General features: G+C 69.9%; 23 protein-coding genes. 19 read left to right on the forward strand and 4 right to left on the reverse strand.

What is annotated here, in order from left to right; all coding sequences use genetic code 11:
* Nucleotides 1-133 precede the first annotated feature (133 nt).
* The gene (locus tag OOZ19_RS19275) at nt 134-2,206 is read left to right on the forward strand and encodes an NACHT domain-containing protein (protein ID WP_266091520.1); all 2,073 of its coding nucleotides are present in this window, start codon (nt 134-136) and stop codon (nt 2,204-2,206) included.
* Between the two features lie 63 nt (nt 2,207-2,269).
* Here the strand turns inward: OOZ19_RS19275 and OOZ19_RS19280 are convergent, their stop codons facing one another.
* Nucleotides 2,270-3,010 (reverse strand): SDR family oxidoreductase, encoded by a 741-nt coding sequence (locus tag OOZ19_RS19280; protein ID WP_266091521.1) that lies wholly within the window; start codon nt 3,008-3,010, stop codon nt 2,270-2,272.
* A gap of 95 nt (nt 3,011-3,105) precedes the next feature.
* On the opposite strand from OOZ19_RS19280, the gene OOZ19_RS19285 reads away from it, so the two are divergent.
* The 13 genes from OOZ19_RS19285 (at nt 3,106) to metK (ending at nt 14,872) form a co-directional block, all read left to right on the forward strand.
* Nucleotides 3,106-3,666, forward strand: coding sequence for a TetR/AcrR family transcriptional regulator (locus tag OOZ19_RS19285; protein ID WP_266091522.1), 561 nt, complete (start codon nt 3,106-3,108; stop codon nt 3,664-3,666).
* Between the two features lie 100 nt (nt 3,667-3,766).
* The gene (locus tag OOZ19_RS19290) at nt 3,767-4,570 is read left to right on the forward strand and encodes a glycosyltransferase (protein ID WP_266091523.1); all 804 of its coding nucleotides are present in this window, start codon (nt 3,767-3,769) and stop codon (nt 4,568-4,570) included.
* Entirely contained in the window at nt 4,567-4,956 is a 390-nt protein-coding gene (locus tag OOZ19_RS19295) for a glycosyltransferase (protein WP_266091584.1), read from the forward strand. The genes OOZ19_RS19290 and OOZ19_RS19295 overlap by 4 nt, the downstream gene beginning before the upstream one ends.
* Before the next feature lie 272 nt (nt 4,957-5,228).
* Nucleotides 5,229-5,453, forward strand: coding sequence for a hypothetical protein (locus OOZ19_RS19300; RefSeq protein ID WP_266091524.1), 225 nt, complete (start codon nt 5,229-5,231; stop codon nt 5,451-5,453).
* Between the two features lie 1,327 nt (nt 5,454-6,780).
* Nucleotides 6,781-8,112, forward strand: a complete 1,332-nt coding sequence (locus OOZ19_RS19305; RefSeq protein WP_266091578.1) for an amino acid permease — start codon at nt 6,781-6,783, stop codon at nt 8,110-8,112.
* A gap of 139 nt (nt 8,113-8,251) precedes the next feature.
* On the forward strand, nt 8,252-9,313 hold the full coding sequence (locus tag OOZ19_RS19310) for a serine/threonine-protein kinase (protein ID WP_266091525.1): 1,062 nt from the start codon (nt 8,252-8,254) through the stop codon (nt 9,311-9,313).
* The gene (locus OOZ19_RS19315; protein ID WP_266091526.1) at nt 9,310-9,978 is read left to right on the forward strand and encodes a hypothetical protein; all 669 of its coding nucleotides are present in this window, start codon (nt 9,310-9,312) and stop codon (nt 9,976-9,978) included. The genes OOZ19_RS19310 and OOZ19_RS19315 overlap by 4 nt, the downstream gene beginning before the upstream one ends.
* Nucleotides 9,979-10,178: 200 nt before the next feature.
* Nucleotides 10,179-10,487 carry a hypothetical protein gene (locus OOZ19_RS19320; RefSeq protein ID WP_266091527.1) on the forward strand — a complete coding sequence of 103 codons (309 nt, stop codon included), beginning with the start codon at nt 10,179-10,181 and terminating at the stop codon, nt 10,485-10,487.
* A 584-nt stretch (nt 10,488-11,071) separates the two neighbouring features.
* Nucleotides 11,072-11,389 carry an integration host factor, actinobacterial type gene (mihF, locus tag OOZ19_RS19325; protein ID WP_184484996.1) on the forward strand — a complete coding sequence of 106 codons (318 nt, stop codon included), beginning with the start codon at nt 11,072-11,074 and terminating at the stop codon, nt 11,387-11,389.
* On the forward strand, nt 11,386-11,988 hold the full coding sequence (gene gmk / locus OOZ19_RS19330; RefSeq protein ID WP_266091528.1) for a guanylate kinase: 603 nt from the start codon (nt 11,386-11,388) through the stop codon (nt 11,986-11,988). The genes mihF and gmk overlap by 4 nt, the downstream gene beginning before the upstream one ends.
* A 106-nt stretch (nt 11,989-12,094) precedes the next feature.
* Nucleotides 12,095-12,388 carry a DNA-directed RNA polymerase subunit omega gene (gene rpoZ, locus OOZ19_RS19335; protein WP_184478180.1) on the forward strand — a complete coding sequence of 98 codons (294 nt, stop codon included), beginning with the start codon at nt 12,095-12,097 and terminating at the stop codon, nt 12,386-12,388.
* Between the two features lie 13 nt (nt 12,389-12,401).
* The gene (gene coaBC / locus OOZ19_RS19340; RefSeq protein WP_266091529.1) at nt 12,402-13,655 is read left to right on the forward strand and encodes a bifunctional phosphopantothenoylcysteine decarboxylase/phosphopantothenate--cysteine ligase CoaBC; all 1,254 of its coding nucleotides are present in this window, start codon (nt 12,402-12,404) and stop codon (nt 13,653-13,655) included.
* A gap of 35 nt (nt 13,656-13,690) precedes the next feature.
* A complete protein-coding gene (gene metK / locus OOZ19_RS19345; RefSeq protein ID WP_266091530.1) occupies nt 13,691-14,872 on the forward strand; it encodes a methionine adenosyltransferase in 1,182 nt (393 codons plus the stop codon).
* Here the strand turns inward: metK and OOZ19_RS19350 are convergent, their stop codons facing one another.
* Nucleotides 14,873-15,304 (reverse strand): NUDIX hydrolase, encoded by a 432-nt coding sequence (locus OOZ19_RS19350; RefSeq protein WP_266091531.1) that lies wholly within the window; start codon nt 15,302-15,304, stop codon nt 14,873-14,875.
* Between the two features lie 534 nt (nt 15,305-15,838).
* Here OOZ19_RS19350 and hisG point away from each other — a divergent pair.
* On the forward strand, nt 15,839-16,699 hold the full coding sequence (hisG, locus tag OOZ19_RS19355; RefSeq protein ID WP_266091532.1) for an ATP phosphoribosyltransferase: 861 nt from the start codon (nt 15,839-15,841) through the stop codon (nt 16,697-16,699).
* A gap of 53 nt (nt 16,700-16,752) precedes the next feature.
* Here hisG and OOZ19_RS19360 read toward each other — a convergent pair whose 3' ends face one another.
* Nucleotides 16,753-17,211 (reverse strand): tRNA (cytidine(34)-2'-O)-methyltransferase, encoded by a 459-nt coding sequence (locus OOZ19_RS19360; RefSeq protein WP_266091533.1) that lies wholly within the window; start codon nt 17,209-17,211, stop codon nt 16,753-16,755.
* 104 nt (nt 17,212-17,315) lie between these two features.
* Here OOZ19_RS19360 and OOZ19_RS19365 point away from each other — a divergent pair, with 104 nt between their 5' ends.
* Nucleotides 17,316-19,337, forward strand: a complete 2,022-nt coding sequence (locus OOZ19_RS19365; RefSeq protein WP_266091534.1) for a primosomal protein N' — start codon at nt 17,316-17,318, stop codon at nt 19,335-19,337.
* 275 nt (nt 19,338-19,612) lie between these two features.
* On the opposite strand, the gene OOZ19_RS19370 is transcribed toward OOZ19_RS19365, so the two are convergent.
* The gene (locus tag OOZ19_RS19370; protein WP_266091535.1) at nt 19,613-20,641 is read right to left on the reverse strand and encodes a polysaccharide deacetylase family protein; all 1,029 of its coding nucleotides are present in this window, start codon (nt 20,639-20,641) and stop codon (nt 19,613-19,615) included.
* A gap of 247 nt (nt 20,642-20,888) precedes the next feature.
* Between OOZ19_RS19370 and OOZ19_RS19375 the strand changes: the two genes are divergently transcribed.
* From OOZ19_RS19375 to OOZ19_RS19385, 3 genes are all read left to right on the forward strand, one after another.
* On the forward strand, nt 20,889-22,421 hold the full coding sequence (locus tag OOZ19_RS19375) for a putative glycoside hydrolase (RefSeq protein ID WP_266091536.1): 1,533 nt from the start codon (nt 20,889-20,891) through the stop codon (nt 22,419-22,421).
* Between the two features lie 287 nt (nt 22,422-22,708).
* Nucleotides 22,709-24,097 carry a TrkH family potassium uptake protein gene (locus OOZ19_RS19380; RefSeq protein ID WP_266091537.1) on the forward strand — a complete coding sequence of 463 codons (1,389 nt, stop codon included), beginning with the start codon at nt 22,709-22,711 and terminating at the stop codon, nt 24,095-24,097.
* Nucleotides 24,087-24,761, forward strand: coding sequence for a potassium channel family protein (locus tag OOZ19_RS19385; protein WP_266091538.1), 675 nt, complete (start codon nt 24,087-24,089; stop codon nt 24,759-24,761). Before OOZ19_RS19380 ends, OOZ19_RS19385 begins: the two co-directional genes overlap by 11 nt.
* The last annotated feature ends 113 nt before the right edge of the window (nt 24,762-24,874 follow it).

Raw genomic sequence — 24,874 nt, forward strand, 5'->3', positions numbered from 1 at the left:
GCCGGGAGCTCCGCGAACGAGCATTCGGTCCGACCATACGTCGTCATCTGGTGTTGCGGAGATTTCATTGCTGGCACTTCGCTGGTAACTCACGCAGCCGTGACGACAGCCCGGCTGCGGCACACTGTCCTGGGTGACTGAAAACGAGACGCACAACTTCAACGAGTACAGCGGGTACGGTGCCGAAACAGTCGTTCAGGCCAACGTCTTGCACGGCGACGTGGTGTTCTTGCCGCGATCAGCGGCATTGCTGAGTGCGAGCGACGAACAGGTGTCCTGGGCGCGCCAACTTGCCCAAGAAGTGCAGGCACTCAGCGCGCAGGAAGTGAAGCAGCGGGGGATCAGCGGATCCGACGCTTTAGCGGTGAGGTGGAGTATCGCATCCGATGATCTCGTCGATCACTGGGAGAACGTTCATGGCTCCGCAGCAGGTACCTGGTCCCTTCCGCTTGCGGGCCATTTTACGGCCGTTCGGCAGACCTATCAGGCAATACACTCCAAGCGCTTGGTGATTCTAGGTCAGGCCGGTGCGGGTAAAACAGTGCTCGCACACCGCCTCATCTTGGATTTGCTTGAAACCACCGCGACCTCGGGTCCAGTGCCGGTGTTGTTCAGCCTCAGCGACTGGAATCCTTCCACGACACCACTTCAAATGTGGCTTGCTGACAGGCTCGCCCGGGACTTTCCTTTTCTGGGGGTGCCCGGGTCTTATCCACGTTCGAACGCCGCCAACTGGCTCGTGGACCACGGCCTGATCCTCCCGGTGCTCGATGGATTCGACGAGATTCCTGACAAGTACCACTCGGATGCTATAGACGAGATTACCGGAGCTGATTGCCCGCTCGTGCTCACGAGCCGCAAAACGGAGTACGCAAGAGCTGTACGTGCGGCCAAAGCGGTTGGCAGAGCTGCGGCAATCGAGATTCAAGATCTTGACCTGGCTGAAGCCAGGCGTTATTTGGTGCTCGGCACCAACAAGTCTCGCGCCGGGGCTTGGGGCGCGGTGTTCGACCACCTGAATGAAAGTCCCGATAGTCCGGCTAGTCGGAACCTCATCTCGGCCCTGACAGCGCCCCTCATGGTCATGCTCGTGCGCGTCATCTACGGTGCCAGTCCCGATCGCTCCCCGGAGGAGCTCCTTGATACTCGCATTTTCCCCACGTACAAGAGCTTGGAAGACTACCTGCTCGGCGCCTATTTGAGCGTCTCCTACGGGGCTCGTCGCAGAACGGTTTCCTGGCGCCCGAAGTTGAGTCCCGGTCAGGCTCATGACTGGCTAGGGTATCTCGCCAATCATCTATCTCGTCGAGACACGCATGACTTGGTGTGGTGGCGCTTGTCCAGATCGCTCCACCCGTATGGTCGTTTCTTCGTTACCACTGCAAGCTACGGATTTGCGTATGCTGTCGCATTTTGTGGGATGGACTGGATCCACCGTCAGGTCGTGGCTGGGCTCGTGTCCGGTGTAGTCGACGAGCTCGTGGGGGGTCGCGTGTCGATTCTTGCGGGTGGAATGATATTCGGGTTGACCGGTGGTATCGCGATCGGGATCGTTGTCGAATCCGGTTTCCGTTTCGGTCGTACCGGTCCGGAGCCCGAGCGATTTCGGCTGACGCTGCGTCGGAAACGTGAAGAAAGTTGGCTCGCTTCATCGCGGCTCAAGAAGCTTCTTAATTCTTTCGCCAAGGGGCTCGCGTTCGGTCTGATGTTCGGATTTTCCTTTGTTTTGGCGGTGAGTGCTTTAAATGATGCGAGTCGGCTGATTCTGGGGTTTGCGCCGGACATTGGCCTAGCTGTCGGATTGGCGGGCGGTTTTGGGAACCTGGTCATTTCGGGGTTCAGCGACAACCATCATTCGCAGGCCGCGAGTCCGTGGGGTCTCTTGAGGATCGATCGTGGGGTGGCGCTGCTCCGCGTGTTCGTCGTCAGTGCGTTCGTCGGGACATTTTTCGCGTTCAGGGAGTCGATCTTGGCTGCCATTCTTCTCGGGATTCTCACGGGTGCGGCAACGCTAGCGCTTTCGGCGTGGGGTCACTGGTTGCTGTACGTGCGTTTCTGGCTTGCCTTGACCGGTCGTCTGCCGTGGCGCCTGAAAGAATTTCTGGAAGATGCGTACGATCGTGGTGTGCTTCGTCAATCGGGTGCGGTCTACCAGTTTCGCCACGCGTATATTCGCGACTACCTCGTTCGGCGCCATCGATCCTAAGATCGCCATGGCGTTCCTCGGTGGAACAAGGGCGAAGTTGGGCGTCGGCCTCCCGCTCCTGGCCTAGCCCTGCCTGGTGGGGCGGATGGTCAGGTCGCCGATTTCGACGTCGTCGGGTTGCTCGATGGCGAACGCGATGGCGCGTGCCACGGCGTCCGGGCTGATGCCGAGCTCCGCCATCGTCCGCTGCACCTGTTCCCGCTGCTCGGGGTCTTGCACGTGGTCGACGAGCTCGGTGCGCACGAACCCCGGCGAGATCGACGTGGTGCGCAGGACGCCGTCGGTGGACTCCTGGCGCAGCGCCTCCAGGACCGTGCGCACGGCGTTCTTGGTGCCCGCGTAGACGGCCTGCGACGGGACGATCTTCAGCCCGGACGTCGACACGGTGGTGACGAGGTGCCCGCGGCCCTGCTCGCGGAACACCGGCAGCGCGGCGGCGATGCCGTGCAGCACGCCGCGCACGTTGACGTCGATCATCTGGTCCCAGTCGTCGACGTCGAGGTCGGCGACCGGTGCGACGCGGGCGACTCCGGCGTTGGCCACCAGCACGTCGAGACGTCCGAACCGGTCCACGGCCGACGCCACCAGTCGGTCGAGGTCGGCGCGGTCGGTGACGTCGACGTCCAGCATCTCCGCCCGGCCGCCCCCGTCCCGGATCCGCGCCACGAGCGAGCCGAGCCGGTCGGTGCGCCGGGCGCCGAGCACGACCGCCGCGCCGCGGTTCGCCAGCTCCAGTGCGGTCGCCGCGCCGATGCCGCTGCTGGCTCCGGTGATGGCGACGACTTTGCTGTCCAGTCCGGTCATCGGTACCACTCCTCTAAACTGACAACTGTCCGGTTACGACGTCGACTGTACCGGACAGTTGTCCGTTTGATTGCGGGGAAGGTCGAGGTGGCGTTGTGCCAGGTCGTGAACGCAGGTCGGACGCGGTCGCCAACCGCGACCGCATCGTCGAGGTCGCGCGGGCCGAGCTGAGCGAGGCCAACGGCGCGGTCGCCGACCTGAAGCTGCACCGCGTCGCCAAAGCGGCGGGCGTCGGGCAGGGCACGCTCTACCGGCACTTCCCGACGCGCGAACACCTGCTCGCGGAGGTGTACCGGCACGAGCTGACCCAACTCGTCGACGCGGTGGCGCCGCTGCTGGCGGAACACGCCCCGCTGCGCGCGCTGACCTGCTGGTTGCAGCGGCTGGTCGAGTACGTGCGGGTCAAACGCGGTGTCATGGCGGCGATCGAGGCGTCCGCGTGGCACGACCTGCACGCGGACCAGGGCCACCGGCTCGACGAAGCGCTCGAAGCGCTGCTCGACGCTGGCAGGAACTCCGGTGAACTGCGCGCCGAGGTCGACGCGGCCGACGTCCTGCTCCTGCTGGGCGCGTTGGCGCGCATCCCGGAAGCGGAGTGGGGCGCGCGGGCGCACACCGTCGTGACCGTCGTCGTCGACGGCCTCCGGCCCCGCTGACGCCTCGCACCGCCGGGGCGTCCGTTCCGGTGACCGGGCTCGTTCTGCCCACGGCCGCGATGGAGTCGGGCATGCTCGGTGACGGTGGGAGGAGGCTCGGATGCGGGTGTTGCTGGCGACCATCGGGTCGCGGGGTGAGGTGCAGCCGGTGGTGGCGTTGGCGCTGCGGCTGCGGGCGCTCGGGCACGACGCGCGGGTGAGCGTCTCGCCGGACTTCAGCGACTGGGCCGGCGATCTGGGGGTGCCGGTCGTCCCGCTCGCGCCGCGGATGCGCGCGGGGGAGTCCTGGGACCTGTCGTCGCCCGAAGGCAAGCGGCGTGCGGCGGAGGAGGCGGTGGCCGCGCAGTTCGCCACGCTCCGGGAGGCCGCTCGGGGCTGCGACGTCCTGGTGGGGTGCGGGGCGGTGATGGTCGCCGCGCGATCGGTGGCGCAACTGCTGGGGATCGGCCACGTGCACGCGCACTTCTGCCCCGCCACCTTGCCGTCACCTCGGCACGCACCGGCGCCGTGGCCCGGTTGGCCGCAGGACGAGGCCGGAGATCACCGCGACGCGTGGGCCGCCGACGCGCGGCGTTGGGAGGGCACCTGGGGAGCCGCGCTCAACGCGCACCGCGTCGACGCGGGGCTGGCGCCGGTCGAGGACGTGCGGGGGCACGTCCTGACGGATCGGCCTTGGCTGGCCGCCGACCCGTGCTGGGGCCGTGGTCCGAACCCGGTGATCCCGGCGTGTTCCAGGCGGGCGCCTGGCTCCTGCCGGGCGGCAGGGCGCTTCCCGCTGCGATCGAGTCCTTTGTGGACGATGGCGAGCCGCCCGTCTACTTCGGATTGGGCAGCATGCCCGCTCCCGGCGGCGACGTCGGGTAGGTGGTGCTCACGGCTGCGCGGGAGGCCGGGCGCCGCGTGATCGTGTCGCAGGGATGGGCCGAGCTGGACGTCGATCGCGGTGATGACCTCCTGGTGGTCGGCGAGGTCGACCACCAGGCGTTGTTCCCGCGGGTCGCCGCCGTCGTGCACCACGGCGGCGCGGGCACGACCACCACCGCCGCGCGGGCCGGAGTGCCGCAGGTCGTGCTTCCTCAGGTCTACGACCAGCACTACTGGGCCGGGCGCGTCGATCTGCTCGGGATCGGAGCCGGGCACCCGGCGGGGATGCCGACCGCCGCGTCGCTGCTCGACGCGCTCGAACGCGTGTCGAGGCCGAGCGTGGCCGCCCGCGCTCGTGCCGTCGCCGCCGAGGTGCGCACCGACGGCGCTCGGGCCGCGGCGGAGCGGCTGGTGGGCACGGGCTGACGTCACGCCCTGGTCGGGACGAACGGGTGGATCGCGCGGTCCTTCGGGTGGTCCGCCGCTTCGCGGCTGGATCTCCCCGCTGATTTCCGGGACTCCTGATGGGCCCTTGGCGCGGGGAACCCCGCCGGAAATCCGGTTCCCCGCGCGTTTCCGGAGGGCACGGCATTGCTTGCGCGATGTTCGAGGAGTACGAGAAGCACCGATGACGGTGCGGACGGCCACGCATCGGACGGTTCGAACCGTCCGATGCGGTGATCGGAAGAAGGACGTCGATGAAGAAGTTCGTGACCGGTGCGCTGCTCGGTTTCGGGATGCTGGTGGCCACTGCCACGCCCGCCGCGGCCGTCGGCTGGTACTACACGGGGTACTGGTACCCCTCGGCCGCCGCGTGCGAGCAGGGCTACCAGGGCCTCGTGAACAACCCGGGCGGCGCCGACCTGCCGCACGAGTGCAGGCACACCGGCGTCGGCGTGTACGAGCTCTGGCGCGTCGGCTGACACCTCGCGGTGACCGCATGATCGGCGAGGCCTCCGCGAACCGGAACGAGGCTTCGCCGAACTCCGCCATGATCTCCAGCGCGCATCCGTCACGGTTCTGATCTCGGCGAACGTGAGGAGTGATCCGTGCCCGCCACCACCGGATTCGAAGTGTCCGGAGAAGCCTCCGCTCGTCCTGCGTCCGGGCATGTTCCAGCTCGGTGAGCACTGGACCCGGTCCGGTTGCACCTCGCGGCTGGCGGACGGCCACACGGTGATCACCGTGGACCCGCTGGGCGCGGGACCTGGTGACGGGCCACGGGATCCAGCCGCGTGCTCAAGGGGCCTGCGTCGTAAGGCCGTGCGGAGCGCGTGGCAGCGGGGTGGTCACCGCAGCGATGCGGAGGGACTTCACGAGCCGCTGACTCTCCCGTTGGTCCGTTCGACCGTCCTTGAGGGGAACCTCGTCGTGGGCATGGCGAACCGGCGCGCGGGCGGGCGGTTCACGGTGCTCGCGCGGTCGCGTCTCCGGTGAGCCGGTTCGACACCCGCCGGGGCCGGCGGTCGTGGAGGGCGCCTGGATGAGCATCGCCCTGACCGGCGATCAGCGCACCGGGTCGCCGAGCTGCTGTCCACAGTGGCTTGAGGGGATCGGTGAGACGCTGCCGGTTTCTCGTCGCCGCGGGCGCATGTCCGCCCATCGGGAGCGCCCGCCGCGCCCGGCGCCGAGTTAAGAATTGATTTCGGCGCGTGCCGAGAATTGCTCCGGAGCGGATCTAATGGGCGTCCGGTATTCGACTCCCGCCGGATTCAACACCGCGCTGTCAGGGTTGACGCCGGGTGAACGGCTCGGATACCCAGTGTTTCGGGAAACCCCTCACCGGGCGGGGATTGGGCCTGTGGCCTGCGGGTTCGGCGACGAGTCCGTGACCTAGGGAAACATGCGCGGACTGCGACTTTCATTACACTTTCACCGGGGAAATACTGCTCAATTCGGGTGATGTGCTGTGGATCTTGACAACTCAGCGTGTGCGCTTCACCATTCCGTCCCAAGCATCGGAACGGGTTGTGCGGGCCGCTGAAACGTGGTTGCCCGGCCCGGTGCGCCCCGAGAAAGACCCTCCGCGCCGGCGACTCCGCGCATCGAGGCGAACCCCCGAGCGTCCGGAACGACGACCCTGAGGCGTCGCGAGCAACCACGCGGACTTCCGCGTGGACGAGCAGAACGGAAATTCCGGGCACCGTGAGCCAAGAAACCCTCCAGACCGGCGGCGACTCGGACGGGCAGCCGCCCGTCGACGCCGGGGACGCCGGCTACAGCAAATCGCTGAAAGCACGGCACATCAACATGATCGCCATCGGTGGCGCGATCGGCACCGGGCTCTTCCTCGGTGCGGGCGGCCGGCTCGTGCAGGCCGGGCCCGCCCTCGCCATCGCCTACGCGGTGTGCGGGCTGTTCGCGTTCTTCGTGGTGCGCTCGCTCGGTGAGCTCATCCTCTACCGCCCCTCCTCCGGCGCGTTCGTGTCCTACGCGCGGGAGTTCATGGGCGAGAAGGGCGCCTACACCGCGGGCTGGATGCACTTCCTGAACTGGTCCACCACCGGCATCGCCGACATCACCGCGATCGCGCTCTACGCGCACTTCTGGGCGATGTTCTCGCCGATCCCGCAGTGGGTGCTGGCGCTGATCGCCCTGGCGATCGTGCTCGCGCTGAACATGGTCTCGGTGCGGCTGTTCGGCGAGATGGAGTTCTGGTTCGCCATCGTCAAGGTCGGCGCGCTGGTGGTGTTCATGCTCGTCGGCATCTACCTGATCGTCACCGGCCACGCCATCGACGGCCACCAGGCCGGGTTCTCGATCATCTCCGACAACGGCGGCATCTTCCCGGCCGGGATCGTGCCGGTCGTGCTGATCATGCAGGGCGTCGTGTTCGCCTACGCCTCGGTCGAGCTCGTCGGCGTCGCCGCCGGTGAGACCGAGAACCCCGAGAAGATCATGCCGAAGGCGATCAACTCGATCATGTGGCGGATCGGGATCTTCTACGTCGGTTCCGTCGCGCTGCTGACCATGCTGATGCCGTGGAGCTCCTACAAGGACGGCGAGAGCCCGTTCGTCACCGTGCTGGCCAACCTCGGCGTTCCCTACGCCGGTGACGTGATGAACCTCGTGGTGCTCACCGCGGCCATGTCCAGCCTCAACTCGGGGCTGTACTCCACCGGCCGCATCCTGCGCTCCATGTCGCTGGCCGGGTCGGCGCCGAAGTTCACCGGTGCGATGAACAAGAGCCAGGTGCCCTACGGCGGCATCCTGCTCACCGCCGCGGTCTGCGTCGTCGGCGTCGGGCTCAACGCGGTCGTACCGGAGCAGGCGTTCGAGATCGTGCTGAACTTCGCCTCGATCGGCATCCTCGCGACCTGGGCGATCATCGTGCTCAGCCACCTGCTGTTCGTGCGCAAGGCCAACCGGGGCGAGGTCACGCGGCCCGGCTACCGGCTGCCGTTCTCCCCGTACATCGAGTACGTCACGCTGGCCTTCCTGGCTTCCGTGGTGGTGCTGATGGGCTTCGACGAGATCGGGCAGATCACCCTCATGTCGCTGCCGCTGATCCTCATCGCGCTGGTCATCGGCTGGTTCTGCGTCCGAGGGCGCATCGACATGTCCGCGATGGAGCGCGACTAGTTCCAAGCGGGTGCGCGGGCCGTCCGACCAGCAGGTCGGGCGGCCCGTCTCCATTTCGGGACGTTGCAGTGATCCACGGGAGGAACCGCTTCGGTTAGGGTTTCCGGCGGTTGATCGAGTGGACCGTTCGGAGGCCCGGATGACTGACGCGGCACCGCCGCTGCTGGCCGGTCGGTACCGGCTCGGCAGGCGCTTGGGACGCGGTGGGATGTCCGAGGTGTACCGCGCGGTGGACACCCGGCTGCGACGGCCCGTCGCCGTCAAGGTGTTCCGCTCCAACGCCGACGAGTCCTCCCGCCGCCGCTTCGAGGACGAAGCTCGGCTGCTGGCCCGGTTGAGCCATCCCGGCCTGGTCACGGTGCACGACTTCGGCGCGGAGTCCGGCGACGGCGAGCCCTTCCTGGTGATGCAGCTCGTGGAGGGGCGCACCCTCACCAACGTCATCGAGTCGGGTGTCGTCGAGCCTGATCAGGTGCGGGAGCTCGGCAGGCGGATCGCGGTGGTGCTCGCGTACGTGCACGAGAACGGCATCGTGCACCGGGACGTGAAGCCCTCCAACGTGCTGATCACGGAGGGAGGGCAGGTCTTCCTCGCCGACTTCGGCATCTCCCGGCTCGCGGACGCGGTGGGCCGGATGACGGACTCCGGCATCATCATGGGTTCCGCGCATTACATGGCGCCCGAGCAGGTCCGCGACGAGGAGATCGGCTATGCCGCCGACCTGTACTCGCTGGCCCTGGTGCTGCTGGAATGCCTCACCGGTCGCGCCGAGTACGACGGCACCAAGGCCGAGGCCGCGGTGGCGCGCCTGACCCGCAAGCCGCGCATCCCCGACTCGCTGCCCGAGCCGCTCGCCGGGACGTTGCGCGCGATGACCGCCGATGATCCCGACGAACGGCCCTCCGCGGTCCGCTGCGTGCGGCTGCTGTCCGGGGAGATCAGTCCGCCCGCGCCGCGCGCGGACAAGGTGGAGGCCAACCCGACGCTGCCCGTGCACGCTGCCGACGAGGAGCCCGCTCGGCGCCGGATCAGGTGGCCGTGGCTGGGATTGCCGGTCGCGGCGCTGGTCCTCGGTGCGGTGTTCCTGCTGCCGGTGGAGAGCGCGCCGGACCTGCCGATGCCGCCGCCCGTCACCGGCCCTCCCGGGGCGGACCGGCTGCCCGTCGATCTGGCCAACCTGAGTGAGCTGGTGGACCAATGAGAACACCGATGTGGACGGTGCTGGCCGCGTTGCTGCTCAGTTCGTGCAGCGGTGCTCCGCGAACGCTCGTCGAACCGGATGTGCGCGCCGAACTGATGGCCGCCGTGTCCGAAGTGGACGGTGCGGCGCGGCGGCACGACCGAGTGGCGTCCGAGTTCGCGCTCGCGGAGCTGACCAGGAGCATCGCCGACGCCCAGGCCCGCGGCCGGCTGGATCCGGCCTACGCCCGCAGCCTGCTGACGGCCGCCGGCCGCGTGGCCGAGGACGTCGCGACCCTCCCGCTGCCCGGGCCCCCGCCGCCGGTGGTGGTCACCGTGCCGGGGCCACCGCCCGTGCCAGGGCAGCCGCCCGCGCCGGGTCAGGTGGTCACGGTGCCCGGCACGACGGTCACGGCACCTCCGGGCGTGGCGCTGCCGCCGGGACAGGCCAAGAAGCAGACCGAGGGGGCCCAGGAGCCGGCGCCGTCGCCGAACTCGCCGGGGAGCCCTCCGGCGAACGAGCAGAACGGTCAGAGCGGGGACAACGTCGGCAACGACGAGTCGCAGAACGGCCAGGGCAATTCCAGCGGCCAGGGCAACGCCAACAGCCAGGGCAACGCCAACAGCCAAGGCGATGCCAGCGGCCAGAGCGTTCCGGGCGATCAGGGCTACTCCGGCGGCCGGTGAGGCGCCGGGCGGACCGAGTCCCGAAACACCGTTCCTCCGCGCCGATTCGCCTGCCCGTGAAGTCGATCTTCACCGGGATTGCCCGGGTTGTCGTGCTACGAAACGTTGTCGGCTCCGGCCGGTGTTGCGCCAACGTCGGGCGCAGTGGGACGGAGCTGCCGGCGGCGCAACGGTGCCCCGGCGACAGCGAGGAGCGGTCGGTGCACGACGACATGGGGGCATGGCGGGTACGAGGGCCGCGAGATCCGCACAGCGGCGAACCGAGGTCCTGCGTCGAGGCCGTGTGGGCGGAGGTCGTCCGGACCGCGACCGCCGGGGCGGAACCGAGGATCCCGGAGCAGTCGGCGTGTTCCCCGTTCTGCCTGGACGTGCCGGACGACGGTGAACCGGCTCATCTCGACGGTGCGGGCGAGGAGTGCTGGGCCGGTGCCATCAAGGGCGATCCGGGCTTCTTCGACGGCGATCTCTGGGGAGTCGTGCTGCCCGCGGCGGGCGAGCGCGAACACTGACGGGCGGCCGGAGCGCGGTGTTCGCGCTCCGGACGACGCGCCGGGTGGGGATCATCGCGGTGCGTCCTCCGAGGCGGTGCGGTGGTGGCGGGAGCGTGCCGATCGCGCGGCGACCTGCGCGGAACGGGCTCCGATCATGATCATTTCATTGCCGCCTCGGCGGGCTCGGGCCGGGCCCGGATGCGGCGCCGTTCGGCGGGTCGAGTACGAATTCCGGGCGGGATCGGTGAAAAAGCCCGGCAAGATCGAGGGGAAGTCGGATTCGATCTTGATCGACTTCCCGTCGCCGTGGTATCGGTCTCCCTGTGACCTGCGAGGACGCACCCAGCGTCGCTCAACCGCCCGGAAATCGGACAGATCGGAAGAGTTTTCTCCCAGGTTAGTGCACTTCAGCGCCATTGTTGGTAGTAGTTGCAGCGACCCGAGTGTTCGTGCACCCCTTGTACGAACCGTCCGAAGGGTCAGGCGGCGGGATCTTCCCCGAAACGTCCGCTCGACAAGCCGGACCCGCGTGGAACCCGGTGGGCGGGAGTCGGTACCGTCGCCGCACCGATCAAGAGAAACCCCACATCACGGAGGACATGGTGGCCCTTCCCCAGCTGACCGAGGAGCAGCGGGCAGCAGCTTTGGAAAAGGCGGCTGCCGCCCGTCGCGCCCGAGCCGAGCTCAAAGAGCGCCTCAAGCGCGGTGGAACCAGCCTGGCAGAGGTCCTGGACACCGCCGACAACGACGAGGTCTTGGGCAAGATGAAGGTGTCCGCGCTGCTTGAGGCCCTTCCCGGCGTGGGCAAGGTCCGCGCACAGCAGATCATGGAGCGGCTGGAGATCGCTAACAGCCGCCGGCTCCGCGGGCTGGGTGAGCGTCAGCGCAAGGCGCTGCTCACCGAGTTCGCCGCCGAGTGATCGACACCCGTACCGGTGTCGAGCCGGGGTCGGTCCGTCAGGACGGGCCCCGGCTCACCGTCGTTTCCGGCCCTTCCGGCGTCGGGAAGTCCAGCGTGCTGAACGAGCTGCGCGAGCAGGCACCGGAGATCTACTTCAGCGTTTCGGTGACCACCAGGCGCCCCCGCGCGGGCGAGGTGGACGGCGCGCACTACCACTTCGTCGGCGTCACCGAGTTCGAGCGGATGGTCGCCGCGGGCGAACTGCTCGAACACGCGCGGTACGCCGGCAACTACTACGGCACGCCCCGCGGCCCCGTCGAGCGCGCGCTCGCCGCCGGCCGCGACGCCGTGCTGGAGATCGAACTGCAAGGCGCCCGGCAGGTGCGCGAGTCGATGCCCGAGGCTCGGCTCGTGATGCTGCTGCCGCCTTCCTGGGAGGAACTCGTGCAGCGGCTCACCGGCCGCGGCACCGAAGATCCCGAGGTGGTCGAGGCCCGCTTGCAGACGGCGCGGGAAGAGCTCGCCGCCGAACCGGAGTTCGACGACACCGTGGTCAACGCCGATGTGCGGTCCGCGACCAGCGAATTGATACGATTGGTGACCGGTCGCCGGGTCTGAGCCCGTGCTCGGATGCCGGACCGGCGCCAGCCGTCGGCCGAGCCGAGTCGCCGCGGTCCACGCGCCGGCGCCCACCGCATTCTTCGTTCAGAGCAGGAGCCACCACGTGACCACGCCCAACGCGCTCGCCGCCCTCAACACCCGGTCCTCGCTGACCTCGCCCGAGGGCATCACCAACCCGCCGATCGACGACCTGCTCGAGCAGGTCAGCTCGAAGTACGCGCTGGCGATCTACGCGGCCAAGCGCGCCCGGCAGATCAACGACTACTACGCCCAGCTCGGCGAAGGCCTGCTGGAGTACGTCGGACCGCTGGTGGAGCCGGGCCCGCGGGAGAAGCCGCTGTCCATCGCGCTGCGCGAGATCCACTCCGGCGTTCTCGAGCACACCGAAGGCGAGTGAGCCGGGACTCTCCGTGACACAGCAACCTTCCGGGGAACGCCCTCGGGTCGTGCTGGGCGTCAGCGGCGGTATCGCGGCCTACAAGGCCTGCGACGTGCTGCGGCGGCTGACCGAATCCGGCCACGACGTGCGGGTGGTGCCCACCGAGTCGGCGCTGAACTTCGTCGGCTCCGCCACCTTCGAGGCGTTGTCCGGGCATCCGGTGCGCACCGGGGTGTTCACCGACGTCGACCAGGTGCAGCACGTGCGGCTCGGCCAGGAGGCCGAGCTCGTCGTGGTCGCGCCGGCCACCGCGGACCTGCTCGCGCGCGCCGCGCACGGCCAAGCCGACGACCTGCTCACCTCGACGCTGCTCACCGCGCGGTGCCCGGTGCTGATGGTGCCCGCGATGCACACCGAGATGTGGGAGCACCCGGCGACCCGGCAGAACGTGGCGACGTTGCGCTCCAGGGGAGTGGTCGTCGCGGAACCGGCCAGCGGCAGGCTCACCGGCAAGGACACCGGCAAGGGCCGGTTGCCGGACCCGGTGGAGATCGTCGACCTGGGCCGGTTGCTGCTGTCCTCGGCGTCCGCGCTGCCCCGGGACCTCGAAGGCCGCCGGGTGGTGATCTCCGCGGGAGGCACCCGGGAACCGCTGGATCCGGTGCGGTACCTGGGGAACCGTTCGTCCGGTCGGCAGGGCTACGCGTTGGCTCGGGTCGCCGCGCACCGCGGTGCCGAGGTCGTGCTGATCTCCGCGCACACCGCGGACCTGGTGGAGCCCGCCGGAGTTCGGGTGGTGCACGTGGGCACCGCCGAGCAGCTGCGGGAGTCCGTGCTGGCCGAGTCGCAGGGGGCGGACGCGGTCGTGATGGCCGCGGCCGTCGCCGACTTCCGGCCCGTCGACCTCGCCCAGCACAAGATCAAGAAGGTGGACGCGGACCCGGCTCCGGTGAAGCTGACCCGGAACCCGGACATCCTCGCCGAGCTCGTCGAGCGGCGCCGCGACGGCGAGCTCGACGCCGGTCTGATCGTCGGTTTCGCCGCCGAGACCGGTGACCCGGACACCCCGGTGCTCGACCACGGCCGCCGCAAGCTCGCCCGCAAGGGCTGCGACCTGCTGGTGGTGAACACCGTCGGCGACGGCAAGGCCTTCGAGATGGAGGACAACGCGGGCTGGCTGCTGTCCACCGACGGCACCGAGACCCCGCTGCCGCACGGCGCGAAGTCCCTGCTCTCGGCGCGGCTGTGGGATGCTGTGACCCGGCGGCTCGACGCGCGGAGCTGAGTCCGGGCCGCACCCGTTCTCCCAGGGGGTGGGTCGTGCGGCGGCTGTTCACCAGCGAATCGGTGACCGAGGGGCACCCGGACAAGGTCTGCGACGCCCTCAGCGACGCGGTGCTGGACGCGCTGCTCGCGCAGGACCCGCGGTCCCGCGTCGCCGTGGAGGCGATGGTCACCACCGGGCAGGTGCACATCGCGGGCGAGGTCACCAGCGAGGCCTACGTCGACATCCCGGCGCTCGTGCGGGAACGCGTGCTGGAGATCGGGTACGACTCCTCCGCGAAGGGCTTCGACGGGAACTCCTGCGGCGTGAACGTCGCCATCGGAGCGCAATCACCGGACATCGCCCGCGGTGTGGACCGCGGTTACGAATCCCGCCTCGAAGGACTCGACGACGAAGTCGCGCGGCAGGGCGCCGGAGACCAGGGCCTGATGTTCGGCTACGCCTGCGTCGACACCCCGGAGCGGATGCCGCTGCCCATCGCGCTGGCGCACCGGCTCGCCCGGCGGTTGGCGGGGGTGCGCAAGGACGGGTTGCTGCCACACCTGCGCCCGGACGGCAAGACGCAGGTGACCATCGAGTACGCCGGGGATCGGCCGGTGGCGCTGGACACCGTGGTCGTGTCCACCCAGCACGCGGCCGACGTCGATCCGGCCCGGATCGACGCCGAGGTGCGCGAACTGGTCGTCGCCCCGGAAGTGGCCGCGCTGGAGCTGGACGAATCGGGGATGCGGGTGCTGGTGAACCCGACGGGGCGGTTCGTGGTGGGCGGGCCGATGGGCGATGCCGGGCTCACCGGGCGGAAGATCATGGTGGACACCTACGGAGGCATGGCCCGTCATGGCGGCGGCGCCTTCTCCGGCAAGGATCCGTCCAAAGTCGACCGGTCCGCGGCGTACGCGCTGCGGTGGATCGCGGGCAACGTCGTGGCCGCGGGGCTCGCCGAACGCGTCGAGGTGCAGGTGGCCTACGCCATCGGCGCCGCCGCTCCTGTCGGGTTGTCGGTGGCGACCTTCGGCACCGAAACCGTTGCGCCGCAACGGATCCAGGACGCCATCGGCGTCGTGTTCGACCTGCGGCCCGCCGCGATCATCCGCGACCTCGACCTGCTGCGGCCGATCTACGCGCAGACCGCCGCCTACGGCCACTTCGGGCGCACCGACATCGACCTGCCCTGGGAACGCGCGGATCGCGCCGCGGCGTTGCGCGCCGCGGTCTGATCAGCTCCAGCCGTGGATCGAGAACGGGACTCCGGTGCGCAGCGCCCGGATGCCCAGCGCCGCGTACCCGATCATCGGTTCGGGCAGCGCGTCCACCTCGAACCAGTCGAGGCCGTGGCACTTGGCGGGTTCCCGGTTCGACGGCTCCCCGGTCCAGCGGGTGGTGCGGAAGAACAGCCCGAACCGCGGCTCCTGGCCGGGACCGGTGATGTGCACGGTGTGCACGTGCGCGAGGTCCACCGGGTCGATCCGCACCCCGACCTCCTCCCACGCCTCCCGGACGGCGGCCGAGAGCACGTCCTCGCCCGCGTCGACCTTGCCCGCGGGCAGGTGCCACCTGCCGTCGAAGGCGTCGCCCCGGCGCTTGCTGAGCAGGACCCGGTCCTCGCGCACCAGCACGATGTGGGCGTCGACGAGATGTCGATCAGGCATGGGCGGGAATCCTCACCATCTGTTTGCGAGAACTGGGTCTGCGTAGCGGGTCGGGTGGCGGAACCTCAGCGGCTTCCTCGCTGCGGGATCGATTTCTCATGCACGCCGTGCACGGCGACATGGCTCTCCGCGCGAGGAAGGCGCAGAGAAGCCGCCGGTGGTCGTCCTGCTCCAGCCGGTCGCTGCTCAGCGGCTTCGCCGCGGACAAGACAATGATCAAGAACACTGGTCACCTGGAGAAGACGACTTCACGGACAGGCTCCGAGGTTCCGCCACCCGGCCCCATCGCACCAGGAGTCGAAAGGCGGGTCGTTCGCCCGGCACGTGAGGACGGACATGCTCCCGGACCACGCGGCGCCTCGGTGTGCCACCATTCTGGACGTGCGAAATCCGGTCGGGGCGAGGAGGACGAAGTCGATGTGCGGTGGTCAGCGCCATAGCGGGTTCCGCCCGCAGCGTGCAGCGGGTGGAACGCCCCGCCGCCCCGCCTGAACCGGGGCCGTCCCGTCCACTGAACTCGGCAAAGGAACCACCATGCTTCGGGTCGCCGTGCCCAACAAGGGATCGCTGAGCGCTCCCGCCATCCAGCTGCTCTCGGACGCCGGCTACCGCGTGCACCGCGAGCACAAGGCCCTGTTCGCCATCGACACGGCCAACGACGTGCAGTTCGTCTTCCTCCGCCCCACCGACATCGCCCGCACAGTCGGCAGCGGCGTTCTCGACGTCGGCATCACCGGCCAGGACCTGCTGCAGGCAGCGGGCACCGACGTGAGCACGAAGGAACTGCTGCCGCTGGACTTCGGGGTGTCGCGGTTCTTCTTCGCCGCCCCCACCGGGCAGGTCGGCGCGCTCACCGAGCTCGACGGCAAGCGCATCGCCACCTCGTTCGCGCCGCTGGTGTCGGCCGCGGCGGCCGACCTGGGCATCGAGGTGGACGTCATCGAGCTCGACGGGGCGGTGGAGACCGCCGTCGAACTCGGGCTCGCCGACGCCATCGCCGACGTCGTGGAGACCGGGGCGTCGCTGCGCGAAGCCGGGCTGCAGACCATCGGGGAGCCGATCCTGCGCTCCGAGGCAGTGCTGGTGCGCGGTGCCCGCGATCTGCCGGAGGACAGCGAGCAGGCCGTGGAGGTGCTGATCCAGCGGCTGCGCGGCGTCCTGATCGCCCGGCAGTACGTGATGATGGACTACAACTGCCCCACCGCGGCCCTCGAGGACGTCCGCAAGATCACGCCCGGCATGGAGGCGCCGACGGTGTCCCCGCTCGACGAGCAGGGCTGGGTGGCGGTGCGCGTGATGGTGCCGCGCCACCAAGCCCAGGCGATCATGGACAGGTTGTGGGCGGAGGGCGCGCGCGCCATCCTCGTCACCCCGCTGGAAGCCTGCCGGCTGTAGAACGTCCAGGTGAGCGCCTCCTCCACCCGGTCTTGCCGGGCGGAGGGGGCGTGCTACATGGCGTAGCCCTGCTGGCGCCAGGCCTCGTAGACGGCGACGGCCGCGGAGTTCGCGAGGTTCATCGACCGGATGCCCGGCAGCATCGGGATGCGGACCCGGTCGGTGATGCGCTCCGAGTCGAGCACCTCCGCGGGCAGGCCGGTGGCCTCCGGGCCGAACAGCAGCGCGTCACCGGGCCGGTAGGCGACCTGCTCCAGCGAGGTCGTGGCGCCGGTGGTGAAGGCGAACATCCGCGGCGGCGCCACCTCGCGCAGCATCGAGTCCCAATCCTCGTGCACCCGCAGCGCGGCGCGGTCGTGGTAGTCCAGGCCCGCTCGCCGCAGCCGCGCGTCCTCCACGCTGAACCCCAACGGCCGCACCAGGTGCAGCACGCACCCGGAACCGGCGGCCATCCGGATCGCGTTGCCCGTGTTGCCGGGGATCTCGGGGTGGTAGAAGACGACGTCGAACACGCGGGGTCCTTTCACGAATGCTGCCCGACGCATCGTAGTGACCGGCTCGCTCGGCGCGGACCGGGTACGCGGTGCGGCCGACGGGCTCTGGTAGAGAAGTAGGCATGGCGGCGGGCGGGTCCAAGACGACGAAGAACACGGAGCGCACGGCCGCTCCGTCGCTGCCGGTCGCCAGCGTCCTGGTGGAGGTGTCGCTGCCCGCGCACTTGGACCGCGCCTTCGACTACCTGATCCCGGACCGGTTGCACGACGCGGCGGTCGCGGGCTGCCGGGTGCGGGTGCGGTTCCGCGGCAAGCTCGTCGACGGGTATCTGCTGGAGCGCAAGGAGAACTCGGACTTCGCCGGGACCTTGCAGTGGGTGGACCGGGTGATCTCCTCGGAGGTGGTGCTGCCGCCGCGGCTGCTGGAGCTGTGCCGCTCGGTCGCCGCGCGCTACGGCGGGATGCTCGCCGACGTGGTGCGGCTGGCCGTGCCGCCCCGGCACGCCCGCGCGGAGAAGCAGACCGCCGAGTCCGCGCCGCCACCGCCGAAGCCGGAGGTCGAGGCGTGGTCGCGCTACCAGCACGGCCCGGCGCTGCTGGAGGCGGTGCACGCGGGCAAACCGGCCCGCGCGGTGTGGCAGGCGTTGCCGGGGGAGCAGTGGACCGACCGCCTCGCCGAGGCCGCCGCGATGGCCGCCTCGGGGGGCCGGGGCGCGTTGATCGTGGTGCCCGACCACCGGGACGTGACGCGGTTGCAGGCCGCGTGCGCGCGGTTGCTGGGCGATGACGGGGTCGTGGCGCTCACCTCGGAACTGGGGCCGGGGGAGCGCTACAAGCGGTGGCTGGCGGTGTTGCGCGGCACGGCGCGGGTGGTGCTGGGGACCAGGGCCGCCATGTTCGCCCCGGTGCACGACCTCGGGCTCGCGGTGGTGTGGGACGACGGCGACACCATGCACAGCTACCCGCAGATGCCCTACCCGCACGCGCGCGACGTGCTCACCCACCGCGCGCACTCCGCCGGGGCCGCGCTGCTCGTGGCCGGGTTCGCGCGCACGGCGGAGGCCGCGCTGCTGGTGGAGACCGGGTGGGCGCGGCAGGTGGTGGCGCTGCGCGATCAGGTCCGGGCCGCCGCGCCGCACGTGGTCGCGATCGGCGCCGACGACACCCAGCTCGCCCGCGACCCGGCGGCCCGTGCCGCGCGGCTGCCGTCGGTGGCGTTCGACGCGGCCCGCGCGGCGCTGAGCAAGGACGCCCCGGTGCTGGTGCAGGTGCCGCGCCGGGGTTACGTGCCCGCGCTGGCCTGCGGGGATTGCCGGGAGCAGGCGCGCTGCCGCCGGTGCGCGGGACCGCTGGGGTTGCCCGGCGGCACCGAGGACGGCGCCCCGAAACCCGCCGCGTGCCGGTGGTGCGGTGCGGCGGAGGCCGCGTTCCGCTGCGGTTCCTGCGGGTCGCGGCGGCTGCGCGCGATCGCGATCGGCGCGGGGCGCACCGCGGAGGAGCTGGGCAGGGCGTTCAGCAACGTCACCGTGCGCACCTCCGGCGGCAAGGAGATCTTGTCGAGCGTCCCGGCGAAACCGGCGCTGATCGTGTGCACGCCCGGCGCGGAACCCGTCGTCGAAGGCGGCTACGGCGCGGCGCTGCTGCTGGACGGGCGCACCTTGCTGTCCCGGCCGGAGCTGCGGGCCACCGAGGAGACGTTGCGGTTGTGGCTGGCGGCGGCGGCGATGGTGCGGCCGGCGCGGGACGGCGGGCGGGTCGTGGTGATGGCCGATTCCACGTTGCAACCGGTGCAGGCGCTGGTGCGCTGGGACCCGGCGTGGCACGCGCAGATCGAACTGGCCGGGCGTGCCGAGCTCGGCTTCCCGCCAGCGATGCGGGTGGCGGCGGTCGACGGCTCGCCGGACGCGGTGAACGACCTGCTGGACTGCCTGGAGCTGCCGGGCACCGGCGAGGTCCTGGGCCCGGTGCCGCTCGGCGAGGTCGACGAGGACGGCAATTCCGAGCAGGAACGGGCGCTCGTCCGCGTCTCCCGCGCCGAGGGGCGCGAGCTCGCGGCGGCGATGCACGCGGCGCAGGCGGTCCGCGCCTCCCGCCGCCCGAAGGAGACCATCAAGATCAGAGTCGACCCGCTCGAACTGCTCTGAGCCCGACAGCGGCGAAGCCTGCGAAGGCCGTGCCTTGCGGCCGAAGGCCGTGCTTTGGGCGAGCGAAGCGATGCCTTGCCTTGCGGCCGAAGGCCGTGCCTGTAATCGCGCAGCGATTAGCCCACGTCGAAAAGCCGCTCACCGGCGGGTTCTCAGTTGTCTTCTCGCGAGGACAGCTTTTTCCCTCGTGGCGGAGCCACTTGGGAAAAAGATCCCGCAGCGAGAAGACAACTGAGGTTCCGCCACCCGACCCCCAAAGCAACAAGAGCCGTGAATCAGTACAGGTAAACCCCAGGGACGCCGGCAGCGACCGTGCCAGCGGACCGAGGCGCAGAAACCCGCCCGGAATCCCCGTCGGAGGTGTAGCGGGAGTCCGGGTCGGCGGCGAGCTTGTCGAGCCACTGGGTGGATCCGTACTCGGCCTCCTCCCCGGTGGCGGCCTGCGAGCGGATGCGCGGGATGTTCTCGCGGTCGAAGTCCGCGTCGAACGGGGACGGGGCGGGGTTGGAGCCGACGAGGAACACGCTGTCGTGGTGGTAGGTGATCCCGTCGGCGCTGCCGTCGGCGGCGAGCGCCTCGTCGTCGGGGTGCATGCCCAGCGGCAGCGCCAGCGAGCGCACCGGCACGTCCGGCAGCGCTTCGTTGATGACCCGCTGCATGGAGGCGATCTCCTGCTGCGCCTCGGCGGAGCCGACCTGGCCGAGGTTGGGGTGGTCGAGCGTGTGGTTGCCGATCTCGAACCCGTGCTCGTGCAGCCAAGGCAGCGTGACGCGACCGCCGGGGTCCTCGAACGGCGGGTTGAAGACGAAGAAGGTCGCGGTGGCGCGGAACTCCGGGTGCGCGGCGGCGGTGTCGAGCATGATGCGCACCGCGGTGTCCGGGGCGGGTTGTCCGGTTTCGTCCACAGTGAACTGACCGGTGGATCCGTCGTCGAAGGTGAGCACTACGGGATGCCTGCCCGCCGGGATGTCGATGCGGCCGTCGGCGAACTCGCTCGCCGTGATCGGCGTGTACTTCTCGGCGTTGAGCCGTTCCAGTTCGGCGCGGAAGTCCTGCGGCGTGCGGTCGTAGACGCTGCTCGGGTCGGTGGTGATCCGGTGGTACATGAGCACCGGAACGTCGCCGAGTTCGTTGGCGTGAACCGATTCCGGAGCGGGCGGTGGCGGCGGTGGAGGTGGCGGTGGAGGTGCGGCCGCGACGTTGGGGGCTTCTGGGGCGGGGGCTTGTGCGCTACATGCGGCGCCGGACAGGGCGAGCAGCGCCACCGCCGTCACGGCGCAGGTGCGCTCGATCACGCTCAACATCGGTTCGCACGTTAGTGGAGTCAGTGCCCGATGTGGATACTCCAAGTGACTTGTTGATCTGTTGGTTATTACCTGGAAGGGTGGCGCGAGCATTCGACCGGCAACGTAACGTGTTTGGTTGTCCGGGTTCGCCGACGTCGGGGAGGCGAAAGCTGTGACCGATCCTGCGCCCGAAGGGCCTTCAGGAACCACAAAGACCAGCCGTGGCAACGGGTTGGGCGGTATCCCGCAGTGGGCCGTCGTAGCCGTGGCCACACTCGTGCTGCTGATCGCGGGGTACTTCGTGCTCCGCATGTTGTCCACAGAGGACGTTCGGGTGGGCGGATTGCCGTCGCACCCGGTCCGTTCCGAGACGACCTCGGATGGATCCATTCAGATCCGCTCCGAAACCACTGCATCGACGCAGATCCTGCTCGACGGACGCCCCGTCCCCACATCGGAGCAAGGCGGCGCGCTCGCCGTGCACGCTCCGTCGGCGTCCGACGGCACCCACGTGCTGGAGGTCGTCACTCCGCGGGCGGTGTCCTGGCTCGGCTCCTCCAGCACCACGCAGGAATTCACAGTGGACAGTGCGGCGCCGGAGCTCCGGGTCGAGGATTCGCTGCGGCCGAACAAGCTCGGTGAGCCGGTGACCGTGCACGGCAAGGCCGCCGGTGCCGACGAGGTGACCGTGGCGGGCAAGGCGGTCGAGCCGGGACCGGACGGCGCGTTCTCCGCCGTCGTGGACAAGCCGGAACGCGAAGTGCAGGTCGTGGCCACCGACCTCGCGGGCAACCGCACCGAGCGCACGATGACCGTGCACATCAAGCACCCGGGCATGCGCGCCGTGCACATGACCGGGCTCGCCTGGACCAGCGACACCCTGCGCGAACCGGTCCTCGACATGGCCAGGCAAGGCCGGATCGACACCGTCGAACTCGACATCAAGGACGAGAGCGGCGAGATCCCCTACGGCTCGGCGGTGCCCGAGGCGAACCGGATCGGGGCGGTGAAGAACTACTACGACGCCCGCGAAGCCATCGACCAGCTGCACGGCATGGGCGTGCGGGTGGTCGGCCGCCTCGTGGCGTTCAAGGACCCGGTGCTGGGTGAGGCGTCCTGGCGCGAAGGGCACCCGGAACGGGTCGTGCAGACCGCAGGCGGACAACCGTGGAGCAGCGGCTACGGCGACTTCGCCTTCACGAACTTCGCCGACCCGGCGGTGCAGAAGTACAACATCGACATCGCCGCCGAAGCTGCCTCGCTGGGCTTCGACGACATCCTGTACGACTACGTGCGCAGGCCCGACGGCGGCATCGAGAAGATGCGCTTCGCCGGGCTCACCACCACCCCGGAGACGGGCATCGCGGAGTTCCTGCGCGAATCGCAGGCCGCGGTGCGCTCCCAGGGCGCGCTGCTGGGCGCTTCGGTGTTCGGCATCGCCGTGGACCGGCCCACGCAGATCGCCCAGGACATCCCGCAGATGGCGAAGTACGTGGACTACATCGCGCCGATGGTCTACCCCTCGCACTGGGGGCCGGGCGAGTTCGGCGTGGCCGATCCGAACACCGCGCCCTACGACATCGTGCGGCGGTCCCTGGACAAGTTCTCCCAGGCCGTCGCCGGGACCGACGTGCAGATCATCCCGTGGTTGCAGGACTTCAGCCTCGGCGCCAGCTACGGGCCCGCGGAGGTGGGCGCGCAGATCGATGCCGCCCGCGACGGCGGCATGCCGTCGTACCTGCTGTGGGCCCCGAACTGCCGCTACCACGGCGAAGCACTGGTACCGCAGAAGCCGTAGCGGTTCGTCCGCGACGACCCGCGCTGCTGGTCGTGCGGCGGAACCTCAGCGGCTTCGCCGCTGACAGGGGGCAGACGAAGAACGACGCTGCTCACCTGGAACGACAAGTTCAGGACCGGCACTTCAGGTGCTGCCAGGAGCGCCGCGAGCTCAGTGCTCGCGGCGCTCGTGTGCGTGCGGTCACCGCCGGTCGGGTTCGGAGTTGGTGGCGGGCGGCCTGCGAGGTAGGTTCTCGCCCTTGTGACCAGGAAGGCGTGCGCGCGTCCCGCTCGGAGGACGCGATGCGGATGACCGCGCGGGACCAGGTGCGGACCGCGTGGACGGCGCTGCGGCGCACCGACCGCTCCCGCTCGCGCACGCGGCACCCCGCCCGGCTGGTCGTGGCCGGGTTCGGGGGCGTGATGCTGCTCGGCACCGTCCTGCTGATGCTGCCGGTGGCGAGCGAGAGCGGCGCGGCCACGTCGTGGAACCTGGCGCTGTTCACCGCCACCTCGGCGGTGTGCGTGACCGGGCTGGTCGTCGTCGACACCCACGCGCACTGGTCGGCGTTCGGCGAGGGGGTCGTGCTCGGCCTCATCCAGGTCGGCGGGTTCGGCATCATGACCCTGGCCTCGCTGCTGGGACTGCTGGTCACCCGCCGGTTGGGCCTGCGGATGCAGCGCGGCGCGCAGGCCGAGACCAAGAGCTTCGGGCTCGGAGAGGTGCGCAGGGTCCTCGTCGGCGTGGTGGCGCTGAGCCTCGTCGTCGAAGCGCTCACCGCCCTGGTGCTGGCGGCCAGGTTCGCCGCGCACTACGGCGAGCCGCTGGGGCGCGCGATCTACCTGGGCGTGTTCCACGCCGTGTCCGCGTTCAACAACGCGGGGTTCGCGCTGTTCTCGGACAGCTTGATGCGCTACGCGACGGACGCGTGGGTGTGCCTGCCGATCGTGGCGGCGTTCGTGCTCGGCGGACTCGGATTCCCCGTGCTGTTCGAGATCCTGCGCCACGCGCGCGGACGAGCGCGCCGCTGGACGCTGCACACCCGCATCACCCTGAGCACGTACGCCGCGCTCGCCGTGCTCGGCACGGTCGCGGTCACCGCCATCGAGTGGGACAACCCGGACACGCTCGGCCGGTTCGGCTTCGGCGGCAAGCTGCTGGCCGGGTTCTTCCAAGGCATGTCGCCGCGCACCGCGGGCTTCAACAGCGTCGACACCGGCGAACTGCACGGGGCCACGCTGCTGATCACCAACGTGCTGATGTTCATCGGCGGCGGCAGCGCGGGCACCGCGGGCGGGATCAAGGTGACCACCTTCGCGCTGCTGGCGTTCGTGATGCTCGCCGAGATCCGGGGCGAACCGAACGTGCACATCGCCGACCGCAAGCTCCCGCGCGAGGTGCACCGGCAGGCGCTGACGGTGGTGCTGGGCGGCGTCGGCCTGATCTTCACCGCCACCCTCGCGCTGCTGGTGCTCACCCCGTTCTCCCTCGACGCGGTCCTGTTCGAGTCGGTCTCCGCGTTCGGCACCGGGCTCTCGACCGGCATCACCGATGAGCTGCCGGTCGCCGGGCAGCTCATCCTGGTCGTGGTGATGTTCACCGGCCGCGTCGGACCCGTCACCCTCGCTTCCGCGCTCGCGCTGCGCGAGCGCCTCCGCCGCTACGACCTCCCGGAGGAACGACCCATTGTCGGCTAGGAAACCCCGCGCCAACGCCTCGCGCGTGGTCGTCATCGGGCTCGGCCGGTTCGGCGGCTCGCTGGCGATGGAACTCATCGAACGCGGCACCGACGTGCTGGCGCTCGACAACCGCCCGGACGTCGTGCAGCGGTATGCCGACTCGGTGACGCACGCCGCCGTCGCCGACAGCACCGACCCGGGGGTGCTGCGGCAGCTCGACGTGCCCGAGTTCGACCGCGCCGTCGTGGCCATCGGGGACGACCTGGAGGCCAGCATCCTGACGACCTCGCTGCTCGCGGAGTTCGAGGTCGGCCACATCTGGGCCAAGGCCGTCAGCCGCCAGCACGGGCGCATCCTCGAACGGGTCGGCGCCCACCACGTGGTGCTGCCCGAGCACGACATGGGCGAGCGGGTCGCACACCTGGTCACCGGCCGGATGCTGGACTACATCGAGTTCGAGGACGACTACGCCATGGTCAAGACGCGGGCTCCCACGATGGCCGCCGGGCACGCGCTGGGGGAGAGCAGGCTGCGCAGCAAGTACGGGGTCACCGTCGTCGCCATCAAGCGCCCCGGTGAGGACTTCACCTACGCCACCCAGGACACGCGGCTCCACGAGGGCGACATCCTCATCGTCTCCGGACGCTCCCGGGACGTCGAACGCTTCGCCGATCTGACCTGACGCGGCCCCGGCCGAGCGCGGCGCCTCCGTTGATGATCTCGGTCCGCCAACGATGGGCGGATCGTGTTGTCCGGCGGGCCGTCGCTCGGCACAGTGACGGGCACGTTCTGATC

It is taken from the genome of Saccharopolyspora sp. NFXS83 (genome assembly GCF_026241095.1).
Classification (GTDB): Bacteria; Actinomycetota; Actinomycetes; order Mycobacteriales; family Pseudonocardiaceae; genus Saccharopolyspora_C.

What these genes read in the sequence shown, in the direction of transcription:
- OOZ19_RS19305 (WP_266091578.1), top strand. Translation starts at nt 6,781, where the DNA reads ATGATCGCCATCGGTGGCGCGATCGGCACCGGGCTCTTCCTCGGTGCG.
- OOZ19_RS19370 (WP_266091535.1), bottom strand. Translation starts at nt 20,641, where the DNA reads ATGTTGAGCGTGATCGAGCGCACCTGCGCCGTGACGGCGGTGGCGCTG.
- OOZ19_RS19300 (WP_266091524.1), top strand. Translation starts at nt 5,229, where the DNA reads ATGAAGAAGTTCGTGACCGGTGCGCTGCTCGGTTTCGGGATGCTGGTG.
- hisG (WP_266091532.1), top strand. Translation starts at nt 15,839, where the DNA reads ATGCTTCGGGTCGCCGTGCCCAACAAGGGATCGCTGAGCGCTCCCGCC.
- OOZ19_RS19310 (WP_266091525.1), top strand. Translation starts at nt 8,252, where the DNA reads ATGACTGACGCGGCACCGCCGCTGCTGGCCGGTCGGTACCGGCTCGGC.
- OOZ19_RS19365 (WP_266091534.1), top strand. Translation starts at nt 17,316, where the DNA reads ATGGCGGCGGGCGGGTCCAAGACGACGAAGAACACGGAGCGCACGGCC.
- OOZ19_RS19280 (WP_266091521.1), bottom strand. Translation starts at nt 3,010, where the DNA reads ATGACCGGACTGGACAGCAAAGTCGTCGCCATCACCGGAGCCAGCAGC.
- OOZ19_RS19315 (WP_266091526.1), top strand. Translation starts at nt 9,310, where the DNA reads ATGAGAACACCGATGTGGACGGTGCTGGCCGCGTTGCTGCTCAGTTCG.
- OOZ19_RS19350 (WP_266091531.1), bottom strand. Translation starts at nt 15,304, where the DNA reads ATGCCTGATCGACATCTCGTCGACGCCCACATCGTGCTGGTGCGCGAG.
- OOZ19_RS19380 (WP_266091537.1), top strand. Translation starts at nt 22,709, where the DNA reads ATGACCGCGCGGGACCAGGTGCGGACCGCGTGGACGGCGCTGCGGCGC.
- OOZ19_RS19290 (WP_266091523.1), top strand. Translation starts at nt 3,767, where the DNA reads ATGCGGGTGTTGCTGGCGACCATCGGGTCGCGGGGTGAGGTGCAGCCG.